General features: G+C 49.3%; 29 protein-coding genes and 2 tRNA genes. 4 read left to right on the top strand and 27 right to left on the bottom strand.

Annotation, left to right across the window (positions count from 1 at the left end):
* Window positions 1-80 precede the first annotated feature (80 nt).
* Together ACE3SE_RS01350 and ACE3SE_RS01345 are read right to left on the bottom strand one after the other, a co-directional pair.
* Window positions 81-671, bottom strand: a complete 591-nt coding sequence (locus ACE3SE_RS01350; protein ID WP_374553464.1) for a methyltransferase domain-containing protein — start codon at window positions 669-671, stop codon at window positions 81-83.
* A gap of 21 nt (window positions 672-692) precedes the next feature.
* The gene (locus ACE3SE_RS01345) at window positions 693-1,085 is read right to left on the bottom strand and encodes a DUF1289 domain-containing protein (RefSeq protein WP_374553462.1); all 393 of its coding nucleotides are present in this window, start codon (window positions 1,083-1,085) and stop codon (window positions 693-695) included.
* 96 nt (window positions 1,086-1,181) lie between these two features.
* On the opposite strand from ACE3SE_RS01345, the gene ACE3SE_RS01340 reads away from it, so the two are divergent.
* Window positions 1,182-1,433 carry a hypothetical protein gene (locus ACE3SE_RS01340; RefSeq protein ID WP_045845162.1) on the top strand — a complete coding sequence of 84 codons (252 nt, stop codon included), beginning with the start codon at window positions 1,182-1,184 and terminating at the stop codon, window positions 1,431-1,433.
* Window positions 1,434-1,581: 148 nt separating this feature from the next.
* On the opposite strand, the gene ACE3SE_RS01335 is transcribed toward ACE3SE_RS01340, so the two are convergent.
* The 4 genes from ACE3SE_RS01335 to nosP all read right to left on the bottom strand — a co-directional run bounded on the left by ACE3SE_RS01335 (window position 1,582) and on the right by nosP (window position 7,543).
* Entirely contained in the window at window positions 1,582-1,941 is a 360-nt protein-coding gene (locus tag ACE3SE_RS01335; RefSeq protein ID WP_045845163.1) for a DUF779 domain-containing protein, read from the bottom strand.
* A 185-nt stretch (window positions 1,942-2,126) separates the two neighbouring features.
* Complete coding sequence (gene adh, locus ACE3SE_RS01330) at window positions 2,127-3,647, bottom strand: aldehyde dehydrogenase (protein WP_374553459.1); 1,521 nt, start codon at window positions 3,645-3,647, stop codon at window positions 2,127-2,129.
* Window positions 3,648-3,779: 132 nt separating this feature from the next.
* Window positions 3,780-6,377: a hybrid sensor histidine kinase/response regulator gene (locus tag ACE3SE_RS01325; RefSeq protein WP_374553457.1), complete on the bottom strand. Its 2,598-nt coding sequence runs from the start codon at window positions 6,375-6,377 to the stop codon at window positions 3,780-3,782.
* A gap of 2 nt (window positions 6,378-6,379) precedes the next feature.
* Window positions 6,380-7,543: a nitric oxide-sensing protein NosP gene (gene nosP, locus ACE3SE_RS01320; RefSeq protein WP_131359320.1), complete on the bottom strand. Its 1,164-nt coding sequence runs from the start codon at window positions 7,541-7,543 to the stop codon at window positions 6,380-6,382.
* A gap of 343 nt (window positions 7,544-7,886) precedes the next feature.
* On the opposite strand from nosP, the gene ACE3SE_RS01315 reads away from it, so the two are divergent.
* Both ACE3SE_RS01315 and ACE3SE_RS01310 read left to right on the top strand, forming a co-directional pair.
* Window positions 7,887-8,540: a response regulator gene (locus tag ACE3SE_RS01315; protein ID WP_374553455.1), complete on the top strand. Its 654-nt coding sequence runs from the start codon at window positions 7,887-7,889 to the stop codon at window positions 8,538-8,540.
* 300 nt (window positions 8,541-8,840) lie between these two features.
* Window positions 8,841-9,164, top strand: a complete 324-nt coding sequence (locus tag ACE3SE_RS01310) for an HdeA/HdeB family chaperone (protein WP_374553453.1) — start codon at window positions 8,841-8,843, stop codon at window positions 9,162-9,164.
* A gap of 253 nt (window positions 9,165-9,417) precedes the next feature.
* On the opposite strand, the gene ACE3SE_RS01305 is transcribed toward ACE3SE_RS01310, so the two are convergent.
* From ACE3SE_RS01305 to ACE3SE_RS01215, 19 genes are all read right to left on the bottom strand, one after another.
* Window positions 9,418-9,494, bottom strand: a tRNA-Pro gene (locus ACE3SE_RS01305).
* Window positions 9,495-9,524: 30 nt separating this feature from the next.
* Window positions 9,525-9,878: a MerR family transcriptional regulator gene (locus tag ACE3SE_RS01300; protein ID WP_045845168.1), complete on the bottom strand. Its 354-nt coding sequence runs from the start codon at window positions 9,876-9,878 to the stop codon at window positions 9,525-9,527.
* A complete protein-coding gene (locus tag ACE3SE_RS01295) occupies window positions 9,859-10,161 on the bottom strand; it encodes an integration host factor subunit alpha (protein WP_045845169.1) in 303 nt (100 codons plus the stop codon). The genes ACE3SE_RS01300 and ACE3SE_RS01295 overlap by 20 nt, the downstream gene beginning before the upstream one ends.
* A gap of 71 nt (window positions 10,162-10,232) precedes the next feature.
* A complete protein-coding gene (gene pheT / locus ACE3SE_RS01290) occupies window positions 10,233-12,605 on the bottom strand; it encodes a phenylalanine--tRNA ligase subunit beta (protein ID WP_374553451.1) in 2,373 nt (790 codons plus the stop codon).
* A gap of 19 nt (window positions 12,606-12,624) precedes the next feature.
* A complete protein-coding gene (gene pheS / locus ACE3SE_RS01285; RefSeq protein ID WP_045845171.1) occupies window positions 12,625-13,608 on the bottom strand; it encodes a phenylalanine--tRNA ligase subunit alpha in 984 nt (327 codons plus the stop codon).
* Between the two features lie 210 nt (window positions 13,609-13,818).
* Window positions 13,819-14,175, bottom strand: a complete 357-nt coding sequence (gene rplT, locus ACE3SE_RS01280; RefSeq protein ID WP_045845172.1) for a 50S ribosomal protein L20 — start codon at window positions 14,173-14,175, stop codon at window positions 13,819-13,821.
* Window positions 14,176-14,187: 12 nt separating this feature from the next.
* Window positions 14,188-14,385, bottom strand: a complete 198-nt coding sequence (gene rpmI, locus ACE3SE_RS01275) for a 50S ribosomal protein L35 (protein WP_045845173.1) — start codon at window positions 14,383-14,385, stop codon at window positions 14,188-14,190.
* A 156-nt stretch (window positions 14,386-14,541) separates the two neighbouring features.
* Window positions 14,542-15,066: a translation initiation factor IF-3 gene (gene infC, locus ACE3SE_RS01270; protein ID WP_082086295.1), complete on the bottom strand. Its 525-nt coding sequence runs from the start codon at window positions 15,064-15,066 to the stop codon at window positions 14,542-14,544.
* A gap of 38 nt (window positions 15,067-15,104) precedes the next feature.
* A complete protein-coding gene (thrS, locus tag ACE3SE_RS01265) occupies window positions 15,105-17,006 on the bottom strand; it encodes a threonine--tRNA ligase (protein ID WP_045845174.1) in 1,902 nt (633 codons plus the stop codon).
* Window positions 17,007-17,374: 368 nt separating this feature from the next.
* Window positions 17,375-17,451, bottom strand: a tRNA-Val gene (locus ACE3SE_RS01260).
* A 172-nt stretch (window positions 17,452-17,623) separates the two neighbouring features.
* Window positions 17,624-18,091 carry a hypothetical protein gene (locus ACE3SE_RS01255; protein WP_374553448.1) on the bottom strand — a complete coding sequence of 156 codons (468 nt, stop codon included), beginning with the start codon at window positions 18,089-18,091 and terminating at the stop codon, window positions 17,624-17,626.
* A gap of 181 nt (window positions 18,092-18,272) precedes the next feature.
* Entirely contained in the window at window positions 18,273-18,890 is a 618-nt protein-coding gene (locus ACE3SE_RS01250; protein ID WP_374553446.1) for a GNAT family N-acetyltransferase, read from the bottom strand.
* Window positions 18,891-18,899: 9 nt separating this feature from the next.
* Window positions 18,900-19,307, bottom strand: a complete 408-nt coding sequence (locus ACE3SE_RS01245) for a hypothetical protein (RefSeq protein WP_374553445.1) — start codon at window positions 19,305-19,307, stop codon at window positions 18,900-18,902.
* Between the two features lie 99 nt (window positions 19,308-19,406).
* A complete protein-coding gene (locus tag ACE3SE_RS01240) occupies window positions 19,407-20,642 on the bottom strand; it encodes a hypothetical protein (protein ID WP_374553443.1) in 1,236 nt (411 codons plus the stop codon).
* A 97-nt stretch (window positions 20,643-20,739) separates the two neighbouring features.
* Window positions 20,740-21,675, bottom strand: coding sequence for an amino acid ABC transporter substrate-binding protein (locus ACE3SE_RS01235; protein WP_374553441.1), 936 nt, complete (start codon window positions 21,673-21,675; stop codon window positions 20,740-20,742).
* A gap of 96 nt (window positions 21,676-21,771) precedes the next feature.
* Complete coding sequence (locus ACE3SE_RS01230) at window positions 21,772-22,107, bottom strand: hypothetical protein (protein WP_374553439.1); 336 nt, start codon at window positions 22,105-22,107, stop codon at window positions 21,772-21,774.
* The gene (locus tag ACE3SE_RS01225; protein WP_374553437.1) at window positions 22,100-22,843 is read right to left on the bottom strand and encodes an amino acid ABC transporter ATP-binding protein; all 744 of its coding nucleotides are present in this window, start codon (window positions 22,841-22,843) and stop codon (window positions 22,100-22,102) included. The genes ACE3SE_RS01230 and ACE3SE_RS01225 overlap by 8 nt, the downstream gene beginning before the upstream one ends.
* A 1-nt stretch (window position 22,844) precedes the next feature.
* A complete protein-coding gene (locus tag ACE3SE_RS01220; RefSeq protein WP_374553436.1) occupies window positions 22,845-23,261 on the bottom strand; it encodes a hypothetical protein in 417 nt (138 codons plus the stop codon).
* A gap of 1 nt (window position 23,262) precedes the next feature.
* On the bottom strand, window positions 23,263-23,913 hold the full coding sequence (locus ACE3SE_RS01215; protein WP_374553435.1) for an amino acid ABC transporter permease: 651 nt from the start codon (window positions 23,911-23,913) through the stop codon (window positions 23,263-23,265).
* Window positions 23,914-24,120: 207 nt separating this feature from the next.
* Between ACE3SE_RS01215 and ACE3SE_RS01210 the strand changes: the two genes are divergently transcribed.
* Complete coding sequence (locus ACE3SE_RS01210) at window positions 24,121-24,438, top strand: hypothetical protein (RefSeq protein ID WP_374553434.1); 318 nt, start codon at window positions 24,121-24,123, stop codon at window positions 24,436-24,438.
* Window positions 24,439-24,492: 54 nt separating this feature from the next.
* Here the strand turns inward: ACE3SE_RS01210 and ACE3SE_RS01205 are convergent, their stop codons facing one another.
* Complete coding sequence (locus ACE3SE_RS01205) at window positions 24,493-25,173, bottom strand: amino acid ABC transporter permease (protein ID WP_374553432.1); 681 nt, start codon at window positions 25,171-25,173, stop codon at window positions 24,493-24,495.
* A gap of 52 nt (window positions 25,174-25,225) precedes the next feature.
* Window positions 25,226-26,086 carry a substrate-binding periplasmic protein gene (locus ACE3SE_RS01200; protein ID WP_374553430.1) on the bottom strand — a complete coding sequence of 287 codons (861 nt, stop codon included), beginning with the start codon at window positions 26,084-26,086 and terminating at the stop codon, window positions 25,226-25,228.
* Between the last annotated feature and the right edge of the window lie 48 nt (window positions 26,087-26,134).

Raw genomic sequence — 26,134 nt, 5'->3', positions numbered from 1 at the left:
AATCAAGAAGCATTACCATTCGCACCAAAACAATTGAAAACTATCAACACAAAAATTGATCAATTTGGCAGGAAGCAAACTCAGTTTGCCAGCCTCTGCCACACCATCCAGTACTCTTGCCCGGCGAAAACAGGTATGGCCGCAGCCACGGGCTGGCAAGTCAGCAAGCTGAAGGATGGATCCAGCCGCTGGTGCAAATCCGCCAGACTGGTTCCGTAGGGTGGGCCTTTGGGCTTGTCCGCCAGAAAAAACACCCCTGCCAGAAAACCTCCGGGTCGCAACAGTTGGCTGACCTTATGGGTATAGCTCTCCCACAGCCTGGGCGGCAAGGCACACAAGAAAGCACGCTCGAAAATGGCGTCATAGTGTGCATCGGCTTGCAGGGCAAAGAAATCAGCCTGCCACAACCGCGCGGTACTGCCCTGCAAAGCCTGACGCGCACGCTTGACCGCCTCGTGGCTGAAATCAATCGCATCCACCTGCATGCCTGCCGACAATAGCCAAGGGACGTCGGCCGCACTGCCACAGCCAGGCAGCAGTACCTTGCTGTCAGGTGCCAGCCCGGCAAAAAACTGCCGCATCTGCTCATCGCCAGCCGCACCCTCCCATGGCGTTACGCCTTGCTCGTAGCGCTGATCCCAGAATGCGGGCAGTGAACTATCCTGAGCCATCCGTCAGTCTTCCTTTTAATGCTAATTTGCTAATGCAACATACTGGGAAAGTTGCGCCAATACCCCGTCCAGCCCTTGCTCCAGACCAAGAGGCAAACCTCGCCCGTCCGGCAGACGCAACTGTAGTTGCCCCGCACTCATCCGCAGCATCAGGATACGGCCATCCAGTCGCAATACGCCCCACTCCTGACCATCCTGCACTTGCAAGTCCAGCAGCACGCCCAGACGCTCGGCAATTTCCAGCAAGGGCATGCGCTGTGGCAGGGTTTGCCATACTTGCTCGCGCTCGGCGCCATCCATGAAGCACCAGTTTGAAATTTCGGCAAAGCTACGGCCACATCCTCGACAAACATTGTCACCAACCGCAGTTGTACAGCGTGCAATGCATGGGGAATCGGGTCGTTGTGTTGCCATTGAATACTCCTGTATGAAACATATCTGTCATCTTTCTTGACGAAGGCAATAAAAATGTCAGATAAATGAAAGATCGCTGCAACATGATATACACCAATGCCTCGCAACGAATTATTGATTTTCCGTATATTGCGCATCCTGCGCACACGTCAGGTTCAGTATCTGGATGAACAGCAGATCATGACTGCCATGCGCCGCGAGATGGGGAATGAGGTCAACGAGAGCATCATCCAGGAACATCTGCGCTATATGCAGCAGCACGGCCTGCTCAAGCCCGTCAACCTCAAGCGCCATGGAAACGGTTACGCACTGGACTGGGCTGGCTACGACTATCTGGACGCCTCCTGAAACTGCGGTCATTTTAATGGCAGACAAGACCGGCAAAGGATTTTTCCTGAGCAGAAATGCAAAAACCCCCGACCGGGGGTTTTGTTTTGTCTGCATGTTTGCAGTGGATGACTGGACCAGCCTTAGCCTGCCAAGCGCCTGGCTGACTTTATTGCTGGGCGAGTTCCGCCAGTTCTTCGTCGCTGAACAATCGCGACAGGGTGACAAAGCGCATGCCTTCACTCCCTTCCAGCGAAAAGCTGCTGCTGCGTCCGGGCAGGGCATCGATGGTGAGTTGGCAGTTCTGCCAATAACCGTACAGGAATTCGCTGATGTAAAAAGGGCAGCCGCCGATTTCGCCCAGCAGGATGTCATGATCGCCAACACGGAATTCCTGCTGGGTAAAACACAGTGGCGCACTGCCATCACAACACCCACCAGACTGATGGAACAGCAAGGAACCATGGCGTTGGCACAACACCGACAATAGTTCCGCAGCACGCTCTGTCATGTTGACGCGGGAAATCATGTCACCCCTTTGTGAAAAACCGGCGGCGCCAAAGCGAGAGCGGCTCGCGCCACCCCCAAGGAGGACCGCTGCTTGCACACGGTCACCACCAGTTACAGGTGATGACCGTGAGATGGACAGTTTGCAAACCGACGGTGCAGCACAGCGCACCCCACCGTCGGCCCCTGGCGGAGGAAACCCGCCGCTTAGAAGAAGCCCAAAGCTTTCGGACTGTAGCTCACCAGCAGGTTCTTGGTTTGCTGGTAGTGATCGAGCATCATCTTGTGGGTTTCGCGACCGATACCGGACTTCTTGTAACCACCAAAGGCAGCGTGTGCCGGATAGAGGTGGTAGCAGTTGGTCCAGACACGACCGGCCTTGATCTCGCGGCCCATGCGGTAGGCGGTGTTACCGTCACGGGTCCAGACACCGGCTCCCAGGCCAAAGGCGCTGTCATTGGCAATGTGCAGGGCTTCTTCCTTGTCCTTGAAGGAAGTCACGGCGACAACCGGTCCAAAGATTTCTTCCTGGAATACACGCATCTTGTTGTGGCCGGCCAGGATGGTCGGCTGCACATAGAAGCCCTCGGACAGTGCACCACCGAGATGGGCCTGACCACCACCAGTCAGCACCTGGGCACCTTCGGCACGACCGATGTCGATGTAGGACAGGATCTTGTCCAGCTGCTCACGCGAAGCCTGCGCACCGATCATGGTGGACATGTCCAGCGGATTGCCCTGCTTGATGGCCTTGACGCGGGCCACGGCACGTTCCATGAAGGCATCGTAGATGGATTCCTGCACCAGCACACGCGACGGGCAGGTACATACTTCACCCTGGTTCAGGGCAAACATGGCGAAGCCTTCCAGTGCCTTGTCGAAGAAGTCATCGTCTTCGCGCATGATGTCTTCGAAGAAGATATTGGGCGACTTGCCACCCAGTTCCAGCGTCACCGGAATGATGTTTTCAGCAGCGTACTGCATGATCAGGCGGCCGGTGCCGGTTTCGCCGGTAAAGGCCACTTTGGCGATACGCGGGTTGGTGGCCAGCGGTTTGCCGGCTTCCACACCAAAGCCGTTCACTACGTTCAGCACGCCATCTGGCAGCAGGTCGGCAATCACTTCCATCAGCACCAGAATGGCCATCGGGGTTTGTTCGGCCGGCTTGAGCACGATGCAGTTACCGGCAGCCAATGCCGGAGCCAGCTTCCACGCGGCCATCAGCAAGGGGAAGTTCCACGGGATGATCTGCCCCACTACGCCCAGCGGCTCATGGAAATGGTAGGCCACGGTGTCGTCGTCCAGCTCGGACAGCGAACCTTCCTGCGCACGCAGGCAGGAGGCGAAATAGCGGAAGTGGTCGACTGCCAGCGGCAGGTCGGCAGCGTTGGTTTCACGGATGGGCTTGCCGTTGTCCAGGGTTTCCACCAGCGCCAGGAACGGCAGGTATTCTTCCAGGCGGTCGGCTATTTTCAGCAGCACATTGGCACGCACGGCCGGTGCAGTACGACCCCAACGGTCGGCAGCGGCATGTGCAGCATCCAGCGCCAGTTCGATATCAGCAGCGCTAGAGCGGGCAATGTCACACAGCGGCTTGCCGTCAATCGGGCTGATGTTGGTGAAGTACTGGCCTTGAACCGGGGCCACCCAGCGACCACCGATAAAGTTTTCGTAGCGGGATTTCAGCGGAATTTTCTTGCTGATTGCGGCGAGTGCTTGCTGATACATGACGTTGCCTCCTGGCTATTAGAATCGAGGTGCCGGCGTGTCTACCGGCAGCCAGGTCATTGTGCGAAATTGTCTCGCCCTGCTCTATTCGACTTTGGTCTTAGAAACCCGGGCTCCGCCCCGGCTGTCAGGTCAGTCCGCACCGGACTGCGCCAGCCGTCCCAGATGACCGATCAGTGCACGCAGTCGTGCCGGACGTACCGGCTTGGTCAGGATGGCCCAGCTTTCTGCCGCAATCTCGGCAGCAACTTCCGGCGTTCTGTCCGCGGTGATGATGGCCGCAGGTATGCGCTGCCCCAGGGCAGCGTACAAGCCCAGTATGGCTTGCGAGCCGCGTTCTTCGTTGTCCAGGTGATAGTCCGCCAGAATCACATCGGGCGGACGGCTGAGCTGGTCCAGCAAGGACACGGCCTGCGCGGTGTTGGCCGCCACCAGCGGCAGACAACCCCAGCCGGACAGCAAGGTACTCATGCCGGCCAGGATGGCCGGTTCGTTATCAATCAGCAGCACCGACAGGCCCTGCAGTTCGGATGGCCCCGGCGAAGTGACACGCTCTTGCTGACGCGGAAACAGGCTGGCAGCCTCGGCCTGACCGTAGGGCAGAACAATGCCGAAGAAGGAGCCGCGCCCATAGTGTGACTGCACCACCAGCCGGTGCTGCAGGCGGGTGGCCAGGCGCTTGACGATAGCCAGCCCCAGACCCAGGCCCTTGCTGCACATGCCACTGTGTTCGGCCAGCCGCTGGAACTCCTCGAACACCAGCGACAATTTGCCGGCCGGAATACCCTGCCCCTGATCCCACACGCCCACCAGCACGCCGTCGCGCACCCGACGGGCCCCCAGCAACAAACTGCCTTGCTCGCTATAGCGCAGGGCATTGCTGAGGAAGTTGCGCAGGATGCGCCCCAGCAGCACCCAGTCGCTGTGCACCACCACCGGCAAGGGATGGCAACGCAGTTTCAGGCCTCGTTCTGCCACCAGCGGGCTGAACTCGATGCTCAGCTGACGCAGCAACTGGTCCAGATGAAAGTGACTGGGGGTAATTTGCAAGGCCCCTGCATCAATGCGGGACAGTTCCAGCAGGGTGTTGATCAGGTCGTCCACGGCTTCCAGCGAACTGGCGGCATGTTGCGCCAGCCGCATGCTGTCGGCACTGCCTTCGCGCTCGGCCAGGCTGGCCACAAACAGGCGCGCAGCATTCAGCGGCTGTAGCAGGTCGTGACTGGCAGCGGCAAAGAACCGCGTTTTACTGAGATTGGCCTCTTCCGCTGCCACGATGGCGGCGCGCAACTGGGTATTGGCATCACGTAATTCAACAGTGCGTGCCATCACGCTCTGTTCCAGCTCTTCCTTGGCTTGTTGCAGTACCTGTTCGGCCCGACGGGTTTGGGTGATGTCCTGGATCAGCGCGTAAAAGCCATGTACCGCGCCATCTTCGCCAATGTGCGGTATGAATGCCGCCTGGGCATATTCGACTGAACGCTTGGGTGCAGGCATCTTGAGTTCAAAGACGGAAGAGACACCAGCCAGTGCCTGCTCGACAAAATGGCGGCGCGGGTCGTACAAGTCAGGCCCCAGCACTTCACGCAGGGTATGGCCGTTGATCTCGTTGACCGGTTTGCCAAACCAGTCCTCATAGCCCTTGTTGGTAAAGCGGTAAACCTGGTCTTTGTCGACATAGGAAATCAATGCCGGCAAGGCGTCGGTAATCAGCCTGAGCTTGGATTCGCTTTCACGCAGCGCCCGCTCGTCATGCTTGCGCGCGGTGACATCGCTGCAGGTAATCACGAAGCCGGCATTGGGCATCGGGCAGGATTCGATTTCCAGCACCAGTCCGTGGCAAGTCTCTACCTCGTAACTGCCACTGATCGGACAAAGCAGCGGAATTTCGGCATCTTCCGGCAAGGCATGGCCAATGGACAGCGTGGCCGGGTGCAAACCCGCCAGTTCGCAAAAACGATGATTCCAGGCCAGCAACTGTGAATGCTGGTCGAATACGGCAATCCCCTGACGCAGACTGTTGACGGTGGCGGCCAGCAATTGGCGGTGTGCTGCCTGGTCTTGCTGACGCAGCAGTTGTTCCTGGCGCTTGATTTCGCTGATGTCGGTATAAATGGCTACCCTGCCGCCATCGGCCGTCGCCCGTTCACTGATGCGCAGACAGCGGCCATCGCTCAATGGCTCCAGATAGCTGCCGTTGCAGTCGTGGTGCTGGTTGCGACGTAATGCGCGCCATGCATCGGCCTGGCCCATGGCGTCCAGCACGGCGCCGGATTCGGCCAGATGATCCAGATATTCGGCAAAGTGCATGCCGGTGCGGACATGCCCGCGCAGCACCGGCAGCAATTCGACAATACGCTGGTTGAAGCGTACCAGGCGGTCGTGCTGGTCCCACTGGGCAAAACCGTCGGCAATGGTGTCCACCGCCACGCCCAGACGGTTATTGGCCTGCTCTGCCGCCAGCCGCGCCTCTTCCAGTGCGATATTGCTGGTCTTCAGGTCGTTGATGGCGCGTTCCAGCGCGTGAGTACGCTCCTGGATGCGCTTTTCCAGCTCGGCAGACACCTGGAAAATGGTAAAGGAATTGCCATTGTCGGCCATGCCGCTTTCCACGCGGTAAATCAATGCGTTATTGATCTTGCGCAGTTTGGCATTGTCCTTTTCCAGCTGCTCGACGTATTGCAGCAGCGTGGCTGAATCTGCCCGGGAGAGATCGACCGCCGGTTCCATGATTACCCCTGATGCAGCGCACCCTGATGTCCGGCATAGCCGATGGCGATACCGGTGAAGGTCTGGTTGACATGCATGGCATTGAACTGCTCGCCATAGGTATTGAAGCCCACAACCCGATTCTGCACCAGCAGGCTGGAGAGCCGGCTTTGTGCAGCGGTATTGCTGATCATGATGCGGCGCAATACGCAGTCACATCCCAGCACCACCTGCAATGGCCCCAGCTGGCTGCGTACCCGGGCAAAGGTCTGGTCCAGGCTGGCCACCAGGTCCTGCGCCTGCGTGCCCGACAGCACCACGCCCTCATCCACACTGCAAAAGAAGGACAAGGACAAATCCGGGTTCACCCGCTGGATGGAGCGCACATACGGCACGCCACCCACTTGCAGCACCAGTGGATGCGCGGCAAAGGTATTGGCATCCAGTTGCTCGGGGTCCAGGCCCAGGGTGCGACAGTACTCTACTGCTGCCGGCTCGGCATTGATCTCGGTAACCAGCCGGCTATCGGCATCAGCCTCGGTGATCACCATGCGCTCACCGCTGCGTGCAGCGTGCTCGGACTTGAACATTTCGAACGGATGCCGACTGGCCACCATGACAAAGGCGGCTGCCTGGGTATGGAAACGACCATCCAGCAATATTGCGGTATTTTCGAAACGCATATTGTCACCGGCCGACCCACCCAAGAGCGGGATATGCCCCAGCGCAGAAGAAAGCCGGCTGGCCACCCGCTCCTCACATGCCGCGAGGCCATCTATCAGCATCAGGGCAAAGCTGTTGCGATCAATCGCACAACCGCTCTTGCGCGCCAGCTCATGCCGGGCCGTCATCACCGCTTCAAAGGCATCCGCCAGTTCGAAGTCATGCAGCCGCTCCAGTCTGGCTGCAACGGCAAAGAAGTCCGGCTCGGCAAAACTGACTCCGCTGATACTGCCCTGCTGATAGCCATGGCAGCCGATCTCGCCAGCCGTGGTGCAGCCGACCACCAGGGCAGCGCCGAAATGCTGCTGCAAGGCGGGGGCCAGCAAGGAAAGGTCGTAGGCTGGGGAGATGAACAACAGCACCAGGGCCAGTGATGGCTGATGCAGCTGCTCGAACAATTCTGCCGCGGCTTGCGCCGGCTCTTGCTGCTGGGTGCTACCCAGCAGTACCGAAGACTGCTTCATCTTGTCTCCACCGGGCTGCGCAGATGGCTGGGCATCCCTGTTCTGTGTCAGCCAGCCTGCGCTGGCTTCTACTTTTGTTGCATGGTCAGCCATCACCAACACTGGCAGGCTGTATGGCAGATAGCGTTTGCAAGCCATACCGGCCATACATTCTGGCGTTCCGGCCTCACCCGCCGCTCCAGTCGGCATCCACTGGCTGGCAAGGGCAAGAGGTCGCAGCTCAACAGAATGCAATACGCTCCCGTCGCCAAGGCCATGCTGCCAGCATTGTGCATTTCAGGCTATAGTCTTGTTCGCTGGCCGAATCAGGCAGCTTTACTCACAAGTTGGGGTCGTGATGGAAATGAGTATTCTGATCGCCGATGATCATCCACTGTTTCGCGAAGCATTGAAAGATGTTGTGCTGGATGCCTTTGGCCGTTCGGTGCAGTTGATCGAGTGCACATCACTGGCAGAAGTCCAGGCCGCCATTCATGATGACACGCTTGAGCTGGCACTATTGGACCTTAACATGCCAGGCATGCACGGGCTGCAAGGCATAGCCCTGTTGCGGGAAAGCGCACCGGTGGTGCCGCTGGTGATCGTGTCGGCGGATGAACGCAGCGAAGTGGTCGCCGCCGCCTTGCAACTGGGCGTGTGTGGTTTCATTCCCAAATCCACGCCACGTCAGCAAATGGCGGATGCAGTACGACGTATTGCCGAAGACGGGGAAATCTACCAGCCAGCACAATTGTCCGGACACGACACCAACAGCCTCACTCCATTGCCCCTGTCCATGGAACAACAAACCATGCGCAGCCGCATTGCCAGCCTGACAAAGCAAGAGCGCTGCGTACTGGATGCCATCATTGCCGGCAAACCCAACAAGATTGTGGCGATTGAATTGAATATTGCGGAAAGTACCGTCAAGGCACATGTATCGGCCATCTTGCGCAAGCTGGAGGTCAGCAGCCGCACTCAGGCCGTCATCAAGGCCGGCCCGGTTTTGGGTGGATAATCCATCCACTGCGCTTGCTGCTGATGTCACCTCCGTATCCCGTAGCAGCCAAAGCAGCAGGCACGCCATCAAACCATGCACATCACGCGGCTGATTCCATATAAATAATGGCAATGAATTCAAATATATGGATGTTTTATTACCATACCCACTGATTAATTTTGGCGCGAGCAGGAAAACTCATCAGATAGAAAAGAAATATCCATAGCAGCTTGCCTTGACCGGGGAAATGCATCACTGGAGGATGGCCAAACCCGAAGCACTTTCATTTTTCGGGAATCAATTCCCAAGGAATCAAGCATGTCTGCAAAACTGAAAATCATGATCATGGTCGCATTGATGAGCAGTTCTGCATTTGCCGCTGAATCTGGCAATGCAGGCAAACATAATGCCTCTGGCAGCAAGCCGAGTGGCAAATACACCATTACCTGCAACGAATATCTCGTGCTCAAGGAAACCGACAAACCGGTCATTATTGGCTACGAAATCAGCAAACACAAAAATGGCAAGGTCAGCGCCGCTGAAGTGATTGCCAATGTTGAAAAGGTCCGGCCGGAGGTTGATGAATACTGCAAGGTAAACAAAGAAAAAACCGTTTGGCAAAAGATCAAGAGCGCGCTCTGATCCGGCTGAACATACCAGCCACATTGCCTGACCAGTATCCGGAAAATATTTGATGGGGATAGCCAAGACTGAATCAATAATCTTGCCGCGGCCTATTGGCTGAACGCCCATGAAAAGAGCCACCCGACTTCGGGTGGCTTTCGTTTTTGTATCCAATGGTGAATGACCAATGACAGGCAGTACATTATTACAGGCAACAAAAAAGCCACCATGATTTGGTGGCTTTAATGAATGTGTGCTGCTTTTGTTCTTGTGGTCGGGGTGAGAAGATTCGAACTTCCGACCCCCTGCACCCCATGCAGGTGCGCTACCAGGCTGCGCTACACCCCGACTCAAGAGAAACACATTGTAACTGTTTATTTAGTTTTTGCCAACACCTGAATCCAACCAATTCAGAATGGCTTCCAATTCGGTACGGACTTCCTGAGCGGTAATCGGCCGCTCCATTTCTCCGCCCGCACCCAGGCGCTGGCGCGCACCCTGAATGGTGAAACCGTCATCGTAAAGCAAGCCGCGAATACGCCGCACCAGCAATACCTCGTGGTGCTGGTAATAGCGACGGTTGCCACGACGCTTGACCAGGCGCAACTGGGAGAATTCCTGCTCCCAGTAACGCAGCACATGCGGCTTCACCCCGGTCAGTTCGCTCACTTCGCTAATGGTGAAGTAGCGCTTGGACGGGATTGCCGGCAAATCAGCCTTGCTTGTTAGCATGGTATTGCTCAACCATTCCTTTGAGTTTCTGACTGGCGTGGAAGGTCACCACGCGGCGTGCCGTGATGGGAATCTCTTCCCCGGTCTTGGGATTGCGGCCCGGACGTTGCGGCTTGTCACGCAGCTGGAAATTGCCAAATCCGGACAGCTTTACCGAATCGCCAGCTTCCAGTGCGATACGGATTTCCTCGAAAAACGTTTCAACCATGTCCTTGGCTTCACGCTTGTTCAGACCTACCTGGTCAAACAACAGGTCGGCCAACTCAGCCTTGGTCAAAGTCATGACTACCCCTTAACTTCTTGAATGCAAATATGGAAGGCGGACATTATGCCACGCCTTCCGGCAATAATGGCTTACAGTCGCAGCTGTGCCGCATGGCTGGCAGCCACGGCATCCAGCAGCTTCTGGATGGCCGGCTCGACATCTTCGTCGGTCAGGGTGCGGGCATCATCCTGCAACACCACACGGAAAGCCAGGCTCTTCTTGCCCTCTTCCACACCCTTGCCACGATAGACATCAAACAAGGCAACTTCCTTCACCAGCGCGGACGCATGCTGACGGAAAGTGTCCAGCATAGCAGCAACCGTTACCTGCTCGTCAACCACCAGCGCCAGATCACGGCGTACCGGCTGCAATTTGCTGACCGGCTGGGCCTTGATGGCATTGCGCTGTTCGACAGCGGCCAGGTCCAGCTCAAACAGTACCGGTGGCGTTGGCAGGCCATACTGCTGCGCCCACTTGGGATGCAGTTCGCCCATCACGCCAATCACCTTGCCATTCAGGCTGATTTCAGCACAACGGCCAGGATGGAAGGCCGGGTGAGCGGCTTTGGCAAAGCTGGCTTGCGCCGGCAGCAGCAGGGCTTCCACATCGGCTTTCACATCGTAAAAATCAATGCGCTCGGCCTTGGCACCCCATTGCTCGGCAACACGCGGGCCCCATGCCAAACCGGCCACTTTTTCCGGCTGGGTGGTTTCGTCGGCCTTGCCGGCAGCGTTCTTGCCGAACACGCGGGCTACTTCAAACACCCGCACGCGCGGCTGTTTGCGGTTGAGGTTGCCTTGCAGCACATTGACCAGACCGCCAATCAGCGACGAGCGCATCACGCTCATTTGCGAGGCAATCGGGTTGATCAGGCGTACCGGGTCGGCATTGCCGGCAAAGTCACGCTCCCAGGCTTCCTCGACAAAGGCGTAGCTGACCACTTCCTGATAGTCACGACCAGCCAGGAAATGGCGGATGTCTTCACGCGGGCGACGTTCTTCCGGCAACGCCAGCATGCGCAAGCGAGCAGCCGGTGCTTCGTAGGGAATGGCATCGTAACCATGTACGCGGGCCACTTCTTCGATCAGGTCTTCTTCGATCTCAATGTCGTAGCGGAAGGAAGGTGCATGCACCAGGAAACCGTCTTCCAGGGTATCGAAAGCCAGACCCAGACGGGTGAGGATGGTGGCGATCTGCTCGGCAGACAGGGTGATGCCCAGCAGACGCGCTACGCGCGCAGTGCGGACTTTCACGCCTTTGCGGACAGGCAGTTCGGCAACTTGCTCGTTGAGCGGGCCGGCTTCGCCACCACAGATGGACAGCACCAGTTCGGTGGCGCGTTCCATGGCGTCGCGTTGCAGTTCGAAATCCACACCACGCTCGAAGCGGAAGGAAGAGTCGGAACCGAAACCCCAGGCGCGGGCCTTGCCGGCAATGGCTGCCGGGGCAAAGAAGGCACTTTCCAGCATGATGTCAGTGCTGGCAGTGGTAACACCGCTTTCCTCGCCACCCATGATGCCGGCAATGGCCAGCACCTTGGCGTCATCGGCAATTACCAGATTGTCTTCGGCAAGAGTGACGGTTTTCTCGTTCAGGCACAGCAGTTGCTCGCCAGCCTTGGCCATGCGCACGGTGATACCACCGTTCAGCTTGGCCAGATCAAAGGCGTGCATCGGCTGACCTTGTTCCAGCAGTACGTAATTGGTGACGTCAACGATGGCTGAAATGGAACGCAGACCGGAACGCTCCAGACGGCGCTTCATCCAGTCCGGGGTCGGCGCAGCGGCGTTGACATTGCGAATCACGCGGCCGATATAGCGACCGCAGGCTTGCGGGGCGGCGATGGCAACCGGCACCACATCGTCAATTTGCGGCGCAACGGCGCTGATGGCTTGCGGCTGCAGTGCAGCACCGGTCAGGGCCGCCACTTCACGGGCGATACCCTTGATCGACAGGCAGTCAGCACGATTGGGGGTAATTTTCAGCGTGAACAGCTGATCGTCCAGACCCAGATAATCGCGGATGTTCTGGCCTACAGGCGCATCAGCCGGCAGCAGCATCAGGCCATCCACATCTTCCGGTACGCCCAGTTCCTTGCCGGAGCACAGCATGCCGCCGGATTCCACGCCACGCATCTTGGTAGGCTTGATCTTGAAGTCGCCCGGCAATACCGCGCCCGGCAGTGCGCACGGTACGCGCACACCCACGGCCACGTTCGGTGCGCCACAAACAATCTGCACCAGTTCGCCAGTACCGACATCCACGTTGGTCACGCGCAGGCGGTCAGCGTTTTCGTGCTTGACGCACTCCTTGACCTCGCCAATCACCACACCGGTAAACGCTGGTGCCGCAGCGGTGGTTTCTTCCACTTCCAGACCGGCCATGGTCAGCAGGTAGGACAGTTCCTCGCTGGAAAGGGAAGGATTAACCCAGTTTCTCAGCCATTGTTCGGAGAATTGCATTGTTTATCCCTGCCTGCGCTTAATTGAACTGTTTGAGGAAGTTGAGATCGTTCTCAAAGAACAGTCGCAGGTCATTCACGCCGTAACGCAGCATGGCGAAACGGTCCAGACCGATGCCAAAGGCAAAACCGCTGTACTTTTCCGGATCGATATTCACATTGCGCAGCACATTGGGGTGGACCATGCCGCAGCCGCCCACTTCCAGCCAGCCACGCTCGCCCAGCACGTCGATTTCGGCGGACGGCTCGGTGAAGGGGAAGAAGGACGGACGAAAACGCACTTGCAGGTCGTCACGCTCGAAGAAGCGGCGCAGGAAGTCGGTCACCACCGCCTTGAGGTCGGCAAAGGACACGCCCTCTTCCACCCACAGGCCTTCCATCTGGTGGAACATCGGCGAATGGGTGGCATCGGAATCCACGCGATACACACGACCGGGAGCCACGATCTTGATCGGCGGCTCGTTGTTCAGCATGTAACGCACCTGGATCGGGCTGGTATGGGTACGCAGCACATCACCACCTTCTACATAGAAGGTATCGGCCATGGCGCGGGCCGGGTGGTTTTCCGGAATGTTCAGAGCCTGGAAGTTGTGGAAGTCGGTTTCGATTTCCGGACCGTCCGCTACCTGGAAGCCCATGGAACGGAACAGGGTGGCAATACGCTCCAGTGTCAGCGCCACCGGGTGCAGGCCGCCAGTGGACAAGCCACGACCCGGCAGGGTCACATCCAGCGACTCGGCCGCCAGCTGGGCTTCCAGTTTCTGCGCATTGATCAGGTCACGGCGGGCATTGTGGGCGGTTTCGAAAGCCTGCTTGGCCACATTGATGGTGGCACCGGCAGCCTTGCGCTCCTCGGGAGGAAGCTTGCCCAATTGTTTGAGAAGTTCGGTCAGCTCGCCGCTCTTGCCGAGATAGCGCGCCTTGACCTGCTCCAGTTCGATGAGGTCGGACACTGCCTCGACGGCAGCCAGACCGGCTTGGAGAATCGCGTCAACGTTAGTCATTGGGTCTCACACCGTATGCGTCTTTCCGGCCTGTCGGCCAGCGATGTGGCAACCGTTGCATGACATCAGCGGCACCCTGCACCAACCGGCAGACCGGAACAAAAAGGCTGACCACACTCATGGCAGTCTGGTCAACGCTCTTGCAACATCTTTACTACAGGCAAATGAAAAAAAAGGGAGGCATCAGCCTCCCCTTTTACAGTCTTGCTATCAAGCGAGGCTAGCTTTCGCCTTTTCAACGATCTGAGCAAAGGCAGCCTTGTCGAACACGGCCAGGTCGGCCAGGACCTTACGGTCGATTTCGATGGCAGCTTTTTTCAGGCCGTTCATGAATTTGCTGTACGGCAGACCGTTTTCACGCGCAGCGGCGTTGATACGGGCAATCCACAGCTGACGGAACTGACGCTTTTTCTGACGACGGTCGCGGTATGCATATTGACCGGCTTTCATCACCGCCTGTTTGGCGATGCGATAGACGTTCTTGCGACGGCCGCGATAGCCTTTCGCCAGGGCAAGGATTTTCTTGTGACGAGCACGTGCGGTTACACCGCGTTTAACGCGTGGCATTATTCAGTCTCCTTATGCGTAGGGCATCATAGCGCGAACAGAAGCCATGTTGGTGGCGTGTACCATGGTGGTACCGCGCAACTGGCGCTTGTTCTTGGTGGTTTTCTTGGTCAGGATGTGACGCTTGAACGCATAAGAGCGCTTTACACCGCCATTGCCCAGCACGTTGAGACGCTTTTTCGCGCTCGACTTGGTCTTCATTTTCGGCATGGAAAACTCCTGCAGAATTTCTGAGTTAGATTAGACACAGGGTGACCCGAAGGTACTTGAAACCGCTGCGTCACGCTTTTGCGCAGGGCGTTACCGCCCTACAAAATCAACACGGCAGGGTAGACCCTGCCGTATTGAGAAAACGATTATACCCGATTATTTCTTTTTCGGGGCAATCATCATCACCATTTGACGACCTTCCAGCTTGGGGAATTGCTCGACTGTCGCAATTTCAGCCAAATCGGCTTCAACACGCTTGAGCAATGCCAGGCCGATGTCCTGGTGAGCCATCTCACGACCACGGAAACGCAGGGTGATCTTGGCTTTGTCGCCATCATTAAGGAAACGGATCAGGTTACGTAGCTTGACGTTGTAATCACCATCGTCAGTGCCCGGACGGAACTTGATTTCCTTGATCTGGACCTGCTTTTGCTTGAGCTTGGCTTCGTGACGCTTCTTCGACTGTTCGTACTTGAACTTGCCGTAGTCCATCAGCTTGCAGACCGGAGGCTGAGCAGTCGGGGAAATTTCCACCAGATCCACATCATTTTCCTCGGCCAGTGCCATTGCTTCACGCAGACTGACAACACCAATCTGCTCACCTTCCATGCCTACCAGACGAATCTCGCGAGCGGTAATCTCGCCGTTGATCCGTGCTTCGCGTTCCTGAGCTATAGCCAAATCTCCTATTAATCTATCAAATGCCTGCCGTTGCCGGATCAGGCCTCGGGCATCTCAGCCTTGAGGCGGGCAATGAATGCATCCAGCGTGAGCTGACCCAGGTCTTCACCACGGGCGCGCACGGCAACCAGTTCGCCTGCTTTTTCCTTGTCGCCCACGATAATCTGGTACGGCAGCTTTTGCAGACTGTGCTCGCGGATTTTATAGCCGATCTTCTCGTTTCTCAAGTCAAGATCGACGCGGAAGCCTTGTTTCTTCAATGCTTCAGCGATTTGTGCAGCATAATCCGCCTGCGCTTCGGTGATATTCATCACCACCATCTGCACCGGGGACAGCCACAGCGGGAAGGCGCCTGCGTGGTTTTCGATCAGAATACCCAGGAAGCGCTCCAGCGAACCCAGTGCAGCGCGGTGCAACATCACCGGACGTTTGCGGCTGTTGTCATCGGCCACATATTCAGCGCCCAGACTTTCCGGCAGCATGAAGTCCAGCTGCAGGGTACCGCACTGCCAGGAGCGACCCAGCGCATCCTTGACGTGGTATTCGATCTTCGGCCCGTAGAAGGCACCCTCGCCCGGCAGCTCTTCCCAGGCTACGCCGCAAGCCTGCAGCGCTTCGCGCATGCCTTGCTCGGCCTTGTCCCAGGTTTCTTCCGCACCCAGGCGCTTTTCCGGACGCAGCGCCAGCTTGATCGACACCTTGTCAAAACCGAAGCGCTCATACACTTCCATCACCAGACGATGGAAAGCCTTGGCCTCCTGGTTGATCTGGTCTTCGGTACAGAAGATGTGGCCATCATCCTGTACAAAGCCACGCACACGCATGATGCCGTGCAGCGCACCACCCGGCTCGTTACGGTGACAGGAGCCAAACTCGGCATAGCGCAGCGGCAGGTCGCGATAGGAGCGCAGGCCGCTGTTGAAAATCTGGATATGGCCCGGACAGTTCATCGGCTTGACAGCGTAGTCGCGCTTTTCCGATTCGGTGATGAACATGTTTTCCTTGTAGTTCTGCCAGTGACCCGACTTCTTCCACAATTCCACATCCATCATCATCGGGGTGCGGACTTCCTGATAGCCCTCTTTCACCAGCTTGCCGCGCATGTATTGCTCGACGTTCTGCCACAGCTGCCAGCCCTTGGGATGCCAGAACACCATGCCCGGCGCTTCGTCCTGCAGGTGGAACAGGTCCATCTGCACGCCCAGCTTGCGGTGGTCGCGCTTTTCCGCCTCTTCCAGCATGTAGAGGTAGGCTTCCAGGTCTTCCTTCTTGGCCCAAGCCGTACCGTAGATACGCTGCAGCATTTCGTTCTTGCTGTCACCGCGCCAGTAGGCACCGGCCACCTTCATCAGCTTGAACACTTTGAGCTTGCCAGTGGACGGCACGTGCGGGCCACGACACAGGTCGGTGAACTCGCCTTCGCGGTACAGGCTCAGCACCTCACCCTGCGGAATGGATTCGATGATTTCGGCCTTGTAGGCTTCGCCAATGCTCTTGAAGTAAGCGATGGCTTCATCACGCGGCAGTTCGTAGCGCTCGACCGGGATATCCTTCTTGGCCAGTTCGCTCATCTTCTTTTCGATGGCCGTCAGGTCTTCCGGAGTAAACGGGCGCTTGTAGGCGAAGTCATAGTAGAAACCGTTTTCGATTTCCGGCCCGATGGTCACCTGCGCCTCCGGGAACAGCTCCTTCACCGCATAAGCCAGCAAGTGGGCGGTGGAGTGGCGGATGATGCCAAGGCCATCGGCATCCTTGTCGGTCACGATGGCCAGATCGGCATCACGATCGATACTGTACGAGGTATCCACCAGCACGCCATCGACGCGACCTGCCAGCGCAGCACGCGCCAGACCGGTACCGATGGACGCAGCCACTTCATGAACCGTTACCGGCTTGTCGAAGGATCGAACCGAGCCGTCAGGCAGGCGAATGTCAGGCATGTCAACTCCAAACAGGGCGTAATATCGTTACGAAGGGTAAAAAAAAAGAGCGGCCTGAGCCGCTCTTTTTTTGCATGGTACAACCCGCAAGGCTCAGCTAGCGTGAGAATGTCGGGTTGTGGTAGTTCGCCAGTTTTTCACCTGGGATAACTCCATGCTGTGTATTGGTAGGCACGATTGGACTCGAACCAACGACCCCCACCATGTCAAGAAATGGTTCAAACCGTTTTTCCAAATCAGCTAAGTTGTTGATTTGAAAGGACTTGACGGTAAAGGCGTGGTTCAGTGGAACAAGGCACTTTTCCACTTTTTTTCCAACTACTACCCGTAAAAAATGGCTGCTCAAAAAGTGCAACCACAAGAAAATTTGGTAGGTCTGATTGGACTCGAACCAACTACCTTCACGATGTCAACGTGACGCTCTAACCAGATGAGCTACAGACCTATATACACCAAGGCTTTAGCACTGTTTAGGTGCTGTCTGCCGTGTGCAGGACACGAACTATAGCAGCAACTTCCCCACTTCAGCAAGCACTACCTTGAATTTTTTGTTGTCTTGACAGGCATGAAAAAAGCCGCTATATGCGGCTTTTTTGGTGGTGATGTCCTGCCCTTCTTCAGTAGTCTTCACAGTACATAAGTGTGGTGACTCTTGGTGTTTCTTCTGTTTCCCAATCCGTGATGATGAAGATTTTTCTACCTTCAAACAGTTCAAAAGAACTCAAAAGTCTTCCTGAAAAAGTGAAAACTGCTAAGTAGTTTTCAATCAAATCATCATCACAAAGTTCCCCTTGTTGCATCTTGACATGTGCATCAATGAAAGGAAAAAGTTGTTCTTGCCGTTCTTGGTAGTCCTCAATCAACTCTCCTGCAACAACACACTTTCCAGGATTGAACGGTTTGAAGTTCTTCTTGAAGTAAGAAAGTAGAACCTGCTTGATGGTCTTGTGTGAAAAATCAGGATACTCAAAACCTTCAATCAAAGAATTTAGAGCACTAGAAACATTTTCATTATTATCATAAACATCAGAAACTTTATTTTCCATGTTGTGATAAAGAACAATGATTGCTTCTTTGGTTTCCATCTTTCAATCTCACAAGTTGTTTTGATGTTTAATTTTACTTCCAAACAACACCAACGTCTACATAATTTAGTGAACAATTTCAGATACTTACAACAAAAAATCCCAATGATGGGATTTGGTTTTAAACATCCATCCACTAAAGACAGACAACAAAAAAGCCACTAGAAAGTGGCTTTGGTTTTTATTTTTCAAGTTCAAATCCTTTTGGTTTGAACAACATCACACCTGCTTCTGTTAAGTCTGAACTTACCACAAGTTTATTTTTAAAAGCATTTTGTGCTGAACTTACCAACTTAGAAGCATATCCTTTGTTTCTATGTTCTTCATCAGTGTAAGCAGTAGTAATCATGTTTTCCTTCAATCCATATTGTTCATTTTTTAATGTAACAACAATTGAAGATACAATTTTATTGTCTTCAAGAAAAAGAAAACGATGTGAATTTTCACCCTTTGCAACCATTATTTTATTAGATAGAAATGGTTTTTCTTTTCCATACATCTTGATTGCATCTGCTGTTCCAGGTATAGACAACATGAACTTACCCATTTCTTCATTGAAAGATGACTGAAGATTGACAGGTTCAAGCGTGTTTAATTTTCTTTCTTCATAAGACTTGAAGCATTCTTTTAAATATTTATTTCTTTGATCTAGAAAGAATTCTTTAGCTTCATCAGACTTTGCATTGTTGTAGTCATCTGTATATCTATTGTATGAATCAACTTCAGCATTAGATAATTTATCATTGATGATTGACCATTTATAACCATGTGGTATGTGTTCTTGTTTTTCGTATTTCATGATTTTTCCTTACTTCTGCATTTCTAATTTTAATTCTTGATTTTTTTCTAACCTTGTTTGCATTCTGCCTTCTTGAATTTTCTTCACATCATCCTTCAATAAAGGACTGATTTCAAGATTGCGATTGAATTTCTGTGATACTTCTTTAAGTAACTTTTCCTCAATTCCTTTACCTTCATGTCCTGGTTGAACTTGAAGATTAGTCAAAATATTGTCATGGATTTCTGCTTTTTCATTTTTCAATACAACACAAGCCATTCCAACAATCTGATTTTTTTCTAAAAATAAAAATCTGTTTGATACACTTGATGTTGTAAGCATTACATCTTTACCAATCATTCTTGATTGTTCTTTTGCAAAATATTCATATGCATCTTCTGTGTTTGGAAGTGCAAAAAGTGGATTTTCTCTTCTCATTATTATTCTCCTATAGTTATCTTCTTATAGTGCTCTATAGGAAATTAATGTCAACAAAAAAGGACTTATCAAAGTCCTTTTCTTTTTTTATTTATTTTTTCAAAATCCCCAACTTACTGAAGCTGATGCACCAACAGGCATTTGTGAACCTGAAGAGACTTTTACACTAATCATGCTGTTGCCGTTTCTTACTGCCACTCCCATTGAAATTGCACTTCTTCCACCAACTGATGCAACACCTATTCCTATTTGTCTATCAAGAAATGGATTGAAGTTGATGTTGCTAGACATTGCTAAAGCTGCTGCTGAGTATGCATAAGAATGAATTTTTCCTTCCAATCCATTCACTTTATTTTCAAGATTATCAACTCTATTGTTTAACTGACTTATAGCCTGTGTATTTTTGTTTGTTTGAGTTGATAATGATTGCTCAAAGTTCATCATGCTTTGTTGATTTGTTTGTAAAGCAGTAATTTCTTCTGTATGTGTTGCTGTAGTAGTTTTTAAATCTGCAATATCAGTAGTGTTCTGTGTTGTTTGAGTTTGAAGATTACTGATTTGTGCAGTGTGTGTGTTTAGTTGAGATTGAACACCTGATAAGTCAGTAGTTCCACTTGATGATGTAGAACCTGAACTTGTGCTTGCACTACTCACATAATTATTAAATTGTGTTTGTAGTGAAGAAAGATTTGAATTGGTTGTATTGACTTGACCTTGAAGAATACTAACCTGGTTGCTTGTTGTTGTTTGAGTAGTCTGAAGATTTGCAATGCTTGAATCGTATGGAGTAAGCATTGATTTTACTTGTCCTAAATTTACTGCATCTGTATCAGCAATAGCATTACCAACATTGCTAATAGTCATTCCACCAACATTAAATTGAAAATCTGATGTGCAACCTGATGAATACAATGCTGAACCAAAAGCTACACAATTATTGAAGCCATTGTTTGAAAGTCCTAAACCAAACAAATAAGTATATGAGTTTTCATTTGTTCCATACACTTGATTCATGTTGCCTAAAACAAAACTTCTTCCTGAACCATCAATATTATTTGTATTTCCGATTGCAACAGAATTCACTGAATAAATGCTGTTGTATGTTCCTATTGCTGTTACACCATAGGCTGAACTGTAGTTATAAGTTCCTAAAATTGTGTTGAATTGCTGATCTGTTGAATTGTTTGTTCCAACAATAGTTGTATCTTGCCCGATGGTTTGTCTTGAATTAGATGTGTTGCTTTGGTCTACAACAATCCCATTGTCTGCATAAGCAAGATTAAAACCTAAAATTATTGATAAAGCAATAATTCCTTTCTTTGTATGTTTATTCATAATTTATCCTTTTAGTTGTAAATTCATTATACAAAAATAAATTATGAAATCAATAGAAAAAGCCTGATTACTCAGGCTTTTATATTTTATTTTATTATTACCATGCTGTTGTTTTGCAAGTTTCAGCAGAAATAATTCTGCATTGTCTTATGTAATCAGCCATAGTTCTTGATGGTTTAACACCTGGAAGCCACTTGTCCCATAAGTTTTGAAAACTTCCATCTTTGAATGAAGTAACAATAACATCATCAACAATCTTTGTTATTTGAGAATCTTTTCTTGACATGATTCCATAAGGTTCAACACTCATTCTATCTCTTAACATTTTGTAGATAGTTTTATCTTTTGAAGTATTGATTAATCCTGTAATTAAAACTTCATCATTCACAAAAATATCTGCCTTGTGTTGTGCCAACATATCAAAACTTTGTTGATGATCATCACCATAAACAACATTAGTTCCATAGTCTTTGTTTTTTGCTTTCATCAAAGTTACTGCCACACCTTTGAAGTAATCTTCAACTACTTTTTGTGTTGTTGTTCCTTTGGTATAAACAAGAACACCATGTTGAAAGTTTTCTAAAGAATCTAATGGATTTGTTTTTAAAGTTACAGCCATCACTGAAGAAACAAAATATGGAACTGAGAAATTTACATCAGATTGTCTTTTATTATTATTTGTTGTAGAACCACACTCTAAATCAATTTTTCCTTCTTTCACTGCTTGAATACGAGTTTTAGAATCAACTTCAAAAAACTCAACCTTCAAATCAGGAACTTTCTTTTTTAGTTCGTCAACAGTTTTCATACACAAATCAACTGCCAATCCTTCATATTTCTTTTCACCTGTTTCTGTTTTAACAAGTGAAGACATTGGTGCTGATGTCTTTCTTACACCAAGAATAATTTTTTTATCTTTCACAATACGGCTTAAAGTTGGGTCTTTATCCCAATCAATTACATCCATTGCTGAAGCTACATGAATCATTCCTAATGACATTACTGTTGCTAACATGATTGCTTTTAATTTCATACTTTCTCCTTAATTTTTGTATATATATAAATCTTATGAAAATAAAAACAAAACACAATAGAGAAGTCAAAAAAAATGCTCCACCAGGAGCATTTTTTACAAGTGAGGGAAATACGATTTTAAAATTATTTTATTCATTTTTCCAGTTTGCCAATCTTTGTATGTATCAGCAATAGCCTTTGAAATCATTTCTTTCTTGTTATCATCATAAATTAGTAAATTAAATTGTTTTTCATCAGCAGTGAAATTTACACATCTACCTTTTGGTTTTTTGTTTGGTGAACTTCTGATTGATTGTTTTGATTTCAATTCATACTTATAGTGAAGACAGAATTCAAGAACAACTTTTACTTTAACTCCAAACTCTTCACTCATCTTCCATAATTTTTCTTGTTCATCTATTGAACAAAAATAAGTCATTTCTTTATACATGATTTCTCCTTGTGTATTTTGTGCTGTTTAAATAATCAGCTTTTTCTATTGTTCCTTCACTACTAAAAAATTCTTCTGTTTGCAAATCTTCAATAATTTTTCCTGCACTCATAAAGACACATCTTGAAGAATTTGCCCTTGCATACTCAACATCATGACTAACCATGATGATAGTTACTCCTTCATCCCTGATACTCTCTATAAGTTCTGAAAACTTGTTTTTATTGGTTGCATCTAGGGCTGACAATGGTTCATCAAGAAGAAGGATTTTTGGTTGCATCGTCATTGTTCTAGCAATAGCTACTCGTTGCTTCTGTCCACCAGAAAGTTGTTTTGGCAACTTGTGAAGATGTTCAGACATACCCACTCTATTTAATAGATGTGTGGCTAGTTCTTCAGCTTCCGTCCTGGTCTTCTTCAAGACTCTCATCTGTGCAATGGTGCAGTTCTCCAATGCTGTTAGATGTCCAAACAATGCATGATCCTGGAACACCATGCCTACTTGCTTACAGTAGTCTTGTGGTGTGTAAGTGAAATTGTTTGCACCATTCACAATAATGACTCCCTCGTCTTCCTTCTCTATACCTGCAATAGCTCTTATAAGTGTGGTCTTACCTGCACCTGAGAAACCCAACAAGGAAATCTCTTCACCTTGTTGAACTTCAAAATGTGGAACATCAAGAACCAACTTTCCATCATAGAATTTCTTTAATTTTTTTATTTCCAATATTTTCATATTACATTCCTTTAAAATTTTGATAGTGTGTGAATGCATGAGAAAATGAATTACCAATTTCAACAAAAGTAAAATAAACAATTCTCAAGCTTGTGGTTGTGAAAACATTCAATATATGACTATCACCAAAAATTAAGTAGTAGATAGACATTGCAATGAAAGATAACATCAAAATGTTTTTCTCTGACTTTCTTTCTGCTTTTTCTTTTTCAAATTTCTCAATATAATTATTTCTTTCTTCTTGTGTCATTGTTCTTACTGTCTGCAAGAAGTCATCAACATACAATCCTAAAAATTTGTATCCTTTATAAAAGAAGAACAATGAACTCAATATTGGAAGCAACCAAATCCATTTCCAATTTTTTAGTTCTTCTTTATAATTTATTTCATCATCTTTTATTAGCATTTCGTTTTTCATTTTATTTTTCTCCTGTTAATTTATTTAGTACAAAAGTGATAGCAACATAGACAATGGCTGTCACTACCATTGCATGAACTGTGTAACCTGAAGCTTCACCTGAATGGTAAGTAGCATTGAAGAAATCATTCATGTTCAACACATAGACAAGAGAAGTATCTTGAATAAGTGTTGTTAGTTGAGTAATGATTGATTTCTTGGAATTTCTGATTGCTTGAGGAAGGACAACTAGAAGGAATGACTGTGTTTTACTCATTCCCAAGGTGGTAGCTGCTTCTACCTGGTTGGATGGCACTGCATTAATGCCTGTTCTGATGATTTCAGCAAAGTATGCTGACTCAAACAAACTGAAACCTACAACTGCAATAATGAAGGTTACATCACCATAAATTCCAAACTGTCTAAGAAAATTTGGAAGTATTAAGTAAAAAGCTAACAACACAAACAATAATGGTAGTTGTCTAAAAAATCCTATATACCATCCTGAAACTGTGTTTAATAGTTTGCTTTTTGAAACTTTCATTGATGCAAGGATTGAACCAAACACTATTCCAACTACAAAAGCAAGAACTACAAGTTTTGAAGTAAGAAACAATCCTTTTGTTATCACACTCCAATTTACATTTGCAAAATTAAGTAACTCATTAAACATGCCTTTTCCTTTGTTATTATTATTTTAGTATATACAAAAATTTAATAAAAACAATAGAAGGCAAAAACAAAATATGTTTTATTTTTAAAATTAGATATCTTTATGTTTGTGAAAAAATGACACAACTAAAGATTTAGGCACTTGACAAGAAATAGGCTTACGTTATAGTACCTGTACGACACGTGCATATGAGATAGGAGAATGAACATGCGTGATAACGAAAAATTTCTGATTGGTGCTACTGGTGTAGCTGTTGGTGGTGCAGGTCTTGCTAATGTTTTGAGCAAGAAGAACTTTGGTTCTTTCATGCTTTGGTTGGCGATTGCACCTATTTATGATGTTTGTTTCCTTGATGCTTACTTCAAGGGAATGAGTGGTTTTATGGCTGTTCTTGGTGTGGTTGGTGCAGTAATCATCAACGGTGTGATGCTTTACTTGTTTGCTCACTATGCAGGCAAGGTCATCAAGTTCATGAAGAATCTTGTTGTTGGAATTTCAGATTTCTTCAAGGGATTTGCTCACTAAGAAAAGTAAAACTCCTATCTCAAAAAAGAAGCCCCTGATGGGGCTTTTTTCTTTTCAAGCAAATATTTTCTTCTCTATCTTCTTCATCAACTTTTCTAGAACAAAATTGATTATTAAATAAACTGTTCCTGCAATAATCAAAGGTTCATATACAACAGGTGCAAACTCAGTCACTTTCTTGGATACAGCAAACAACTCAATCAATCCAATACTTCCTGCTACGGTTGAATTTTTGACTGTGCTCATGAACTCGCTTGTGAGTGCAGGAAATACATTTTTCAAAGCCTGTGGGATCAAGATAAGTCTGTAAGTATCAACAGTGCTGAAACCTAAACTCTTCCCTGCCTCTCTCTGATCAGTTGGTAGTGCTGTGATAGCTCCATAAACATGTTCTGACACTCTGCAACCCATGTAGATGCTCAAGACTGAAACTGAACAAATCAATATGGATGTCAACGGCGCCACATCAGCAGAAAGCACAAGTGGAATGATGGCAAAGTAGACTATGAACATCTGGTTCAATAAAGGTATCCCCCTGAAGACAGACACAAAAAAGGTTGCTGCCTTTCCACCTGGTAGGCTTCTGATGACTGCCAGGCTCACACCTATCAACATGGCCAAGATGAAGGATGTGACTGATACACCCACTGTAAAGCCAAATCCACCCATGAACCAATCAAGATAAGTTTGTGGCTCTCCTGTGGAAACTTTTTCTAATATAAATCCTAAATTCATTTTTCTTTCCTTTTAGTTATAGTTATGAAAAAAGGGGCTGCTGCCCCTTTCTTTATTTTGTGTAGTATTCAGCAATGTCTTTTTTCATCTGTGTTGGCATTGGCGAACCAAAATGCTTGATGTGTAATTTATTTAAAGTTCCATCATCTAACATCTTCTTAACTTCAGCCTTGAAGAAATCAGAAAGTTCTTTATCTTTTGCAGGCAATAATATTGCTAACAAATCTTTTTCTTTAAATTTTGCACCATCAATCAAAGTGTAATTTTGTTTGTCTGCTTGCTTGTTGATTTCACCAATCAATAAAGAACGATTAGTGACAATCACATCAACACGTTTTTGTTTTAATAACATGAATGCTGCATCATAGTTTGGGGCTGATTGCAAATTGGTTGTCGTTACTTCAATGTTATTTTTTGCAAAGAATTCTCTAATTAATGGCTCTCCTGAGAAACCTGCTGTAATAGCAATTCTTTTATTTTTCAAGTCATCTAATGATTTTATTGTTGTTCCCTTCAACCCTGCTGCAATAATTGAATCAGAATACATAACTGCAAAATCAGCAATCTTTGCTTGTTCTGGTTTAACTGAAGTTCCTGCACATTCAATGTCAATATTTCCTGCATCAAGCATAGAAAAACGATTACTTGAAGTTACATCTGAATATTTTACATTTATTTTTGTTTTATATTTCTGCTCATATTTTTGAGCAAGAACATTACACACATCTACTGAATAGCCTTGGTGCTTGTTATCCTCTGCACCTGGAATGACTGCACTAAAAGGTGCAGCACTCACTCTACTTCCAATTACTAATTCATGTGTCTCATTTATTTTGCTTGTCACTTGACCTGCAAATGTTGTTGCTGCTGTTAAAGTTAAAGCAACTGATAAAACGATTTTTCTAATTTTCATATTTTCTCCTAAGTTGTCTTATATATATACAAAAATTAAAATCATAAA

Source organism: Aquitalea pelogenes (assembly GCF_041914625.1).
Taxonomy (GTDB): domain Bacteria; phylum Pseudomonadota; class Gammaproteobacteria; order Burkholderiales; family Chromobacteriaceae; genus Aquitalea; species Aquitalea pelogenes.
Note: the sequence above shows the minus strand (reverse complement) of the source record. Positions and strands in the feature narration are given on the sequence as shown.

Excerpts from the sequence above, each read along its gene's own strand:
- pheT (WP_374553451.1), bottom strand. The coding sequence starts at position 12,605 with ATGCAATTCTCCGAACAATGGCTGAGAAACTGGGTTAATCCTTCCCTT.
- ACE3SE_RS01215 (WP_374553435.1), bottom strand. The coding sequence starts at position 23,913 with ATGTTTAATGAGTTACTTAATTTTGCAAATGTAAATTGGAGTGTGATA.
- ACE3SE_RS01300 (WP_045845168.1), bottom strand. The coding sequence starts at position 9,878 with ATGCTAACAAGCAAGGCTGATTTGCCGGCAATCCCGTCCAAGCGCTAC.
- ACE3SE_RS01315 (WP_374553455.1), top strand. The coding sequence starts at position 7,887 with ATGAGTATTCTGATCGCCGATGATCATCCACTGTTTCGCGAAGCATTG.
- ACE3SE_RS01235 (WP_374553441.1), bottom strand. The coding sequence starts at position 21,675 with ATGAAATTAAAAGCAATCATGTTAGCAACAGTAATGTCATTAGGAATG.
- nosP (WP_131359320.1), bottom strand. The coding sequence starts at position 7,543 with ATGAAGCAGTCTTCGGTACTGCTGGGTAGCACCCAGCAGCAAGAGCCG.
- ACE3SE_RS01210 (WP_374553434.1), top strand. The coding sequence starts at position 24,121 with ATGCGTGATAACGAAAAATTTCTGATTGGTGCTACTGGTGTAGCTGTT.
- ACE3SE_RS01335 (WP_045845163.1), bottom strand. The coding sequence starts at position 1,941 with ATGATTTCCCGCGTCAACATGACAGAGCGTGCTGCGGAACTATTGTCG.
- ACE3SE_RS01295 (WP_045845169.1), bottom strand. The coding sequence starts at position 10,161 with ATGACTTTGACCAAGGCTGAGTTGGCCGACCTGTTGTTTGACCAGGTA.
- ACE3SE_RS01340 (WP_045845162.1), top strand. The coding sequence starts at position 1,182 with ATGCCTCGCAACGAATTATTGATTTTCCGTATATTGCGCATCCTGCGC.
- rpmI (WP_045845173.1), bottom strand. The coding sequence starts at position 14,385 with ATGCCGAAAATGAAGACCAAGTCGAGCGCGAAAAAGCGTCTCAACGTG.
- ACE3SE_RS01250 (WP_374553446.1), bottom strand. The coding sequence starts at position 18,890 with ATGAAATACGAAAAACAAGAACACATACCACATGGTTATAAATGGTCA.
- thrS (WP_045845174.1), bottom strand. The coding sequence starts at position 17,006 with ATGCCTGACATTCGCCTGCCTGACGGCTCGGTTCGATCCTTCGACAAG.
- ACE3SE_RS01255 (WP_374553448.1), bottom strand. The coding sequence starts at position 18,091 with ATGGAAACCAAAGAAGCAATCATTGTTCTTTATCACAACATGGAAAAT.
- ACE3SE_RS01350 (WP_374553464.1), bottom strand. The coding sequence starts at position 671 with ATGGCTCAGGATAGTTCACTGCCCGCATTCTGGGATCAGCGCTACGAG.
- ACE3SE_RS01240 (WP_374553443.1), bottom strand. The coding sequence starts at position 20,642 with ATGAATAAACATACAAAGAAAGGAATTATTGCTTTATCAATAATTTTA.
- ACE3SE_RS01345 (WP_374553462.1), bottom strand. The coding sequence starts at position 1,085 with ATGGCAACACAACGACCCGATTCCCCATGCATTGCACGCTGTACAACT.
- pheS (WP_045845171.1), bottom strand. The coding sequence starts at position 13,608 with ATGACTAACGTTGACGCGATTCTCCAAGCCGGTCTGGCTGCCGTCGAG.
- ACE3SE_RS01245 (WP_374553445.1), bottom strand. The coding sequence starts at position 19,307 with ATGAGAAGAGAAAATCCACTTTTTGCACTTCCAAACACAGAAGATGCA.
- ACE3SE_RS01225 (WP_374553437.1), bottom strand. The coding sequence starts at position 22,843 with ATGAAAATATTGGAAATAAAAAAATTAAAGAAATTCTATGATGGAAAG.
- ACE3SE_RS01325 (WP_374553457.1), bottom strand. The coding sequence starts at position 6,377 with ATGGAACCGGCGGTCGATCTCTCCCGGGCAGATTCAGCCACGCTGCTG.
- rplT (WP_045845172.1), bottom strand. The coding sequence starts at position 14,175 with ATGCCACGCGTTAAACGCGGTGTAACCGCACGTGCTCGTCACAAGAAA.
- ACE3SE_RS01200 (WP_374553430.1), bottom strand. The coding sequence starts at position 26,086 with ATGAAAATTAGAAAAATCGTTTTATCAGTTGCTTTAACTTTAACAGCA.
- ACE3SE_RS01205 (WP_374553432.1), bottom strand. The coding sequence starts at position 25,173 with ATGAATTTAGGATTTATATTAGAAAAAGTTTCCACAGGAGAGCCACAA.
- ACE3SE_RS01220 (WP_374553436.1), bottom strand. The coding sequence starts at position 23,261 with ATGAAAAACGAAATGCTAATAAAAGATGATGAAATAAATTATAAAGAA.
- adh (WP_374553459.1), bottom strand. The coding sequence starts at position 3,647 with ATGTATCAGCAAGCACTCGCCGCAATCAGCAAGAAAATTCCGCTGAAA.
- ACE3SE_RS01310 (WP_374553453.1), top strand. The coding sequence starts at position 8,841 with ATGTCTGCAAAACTGAAAATCATGATCATGGTCGCATTGATGAGCAGT.
- ACE3SE_RS01230 (WP_374553439.1), bottom strand. The coding sequence starts at position 22,107 with ATGTATAAAGAAATGACTTATTTTTGTTCAATAGATGAACAAGAAAAA.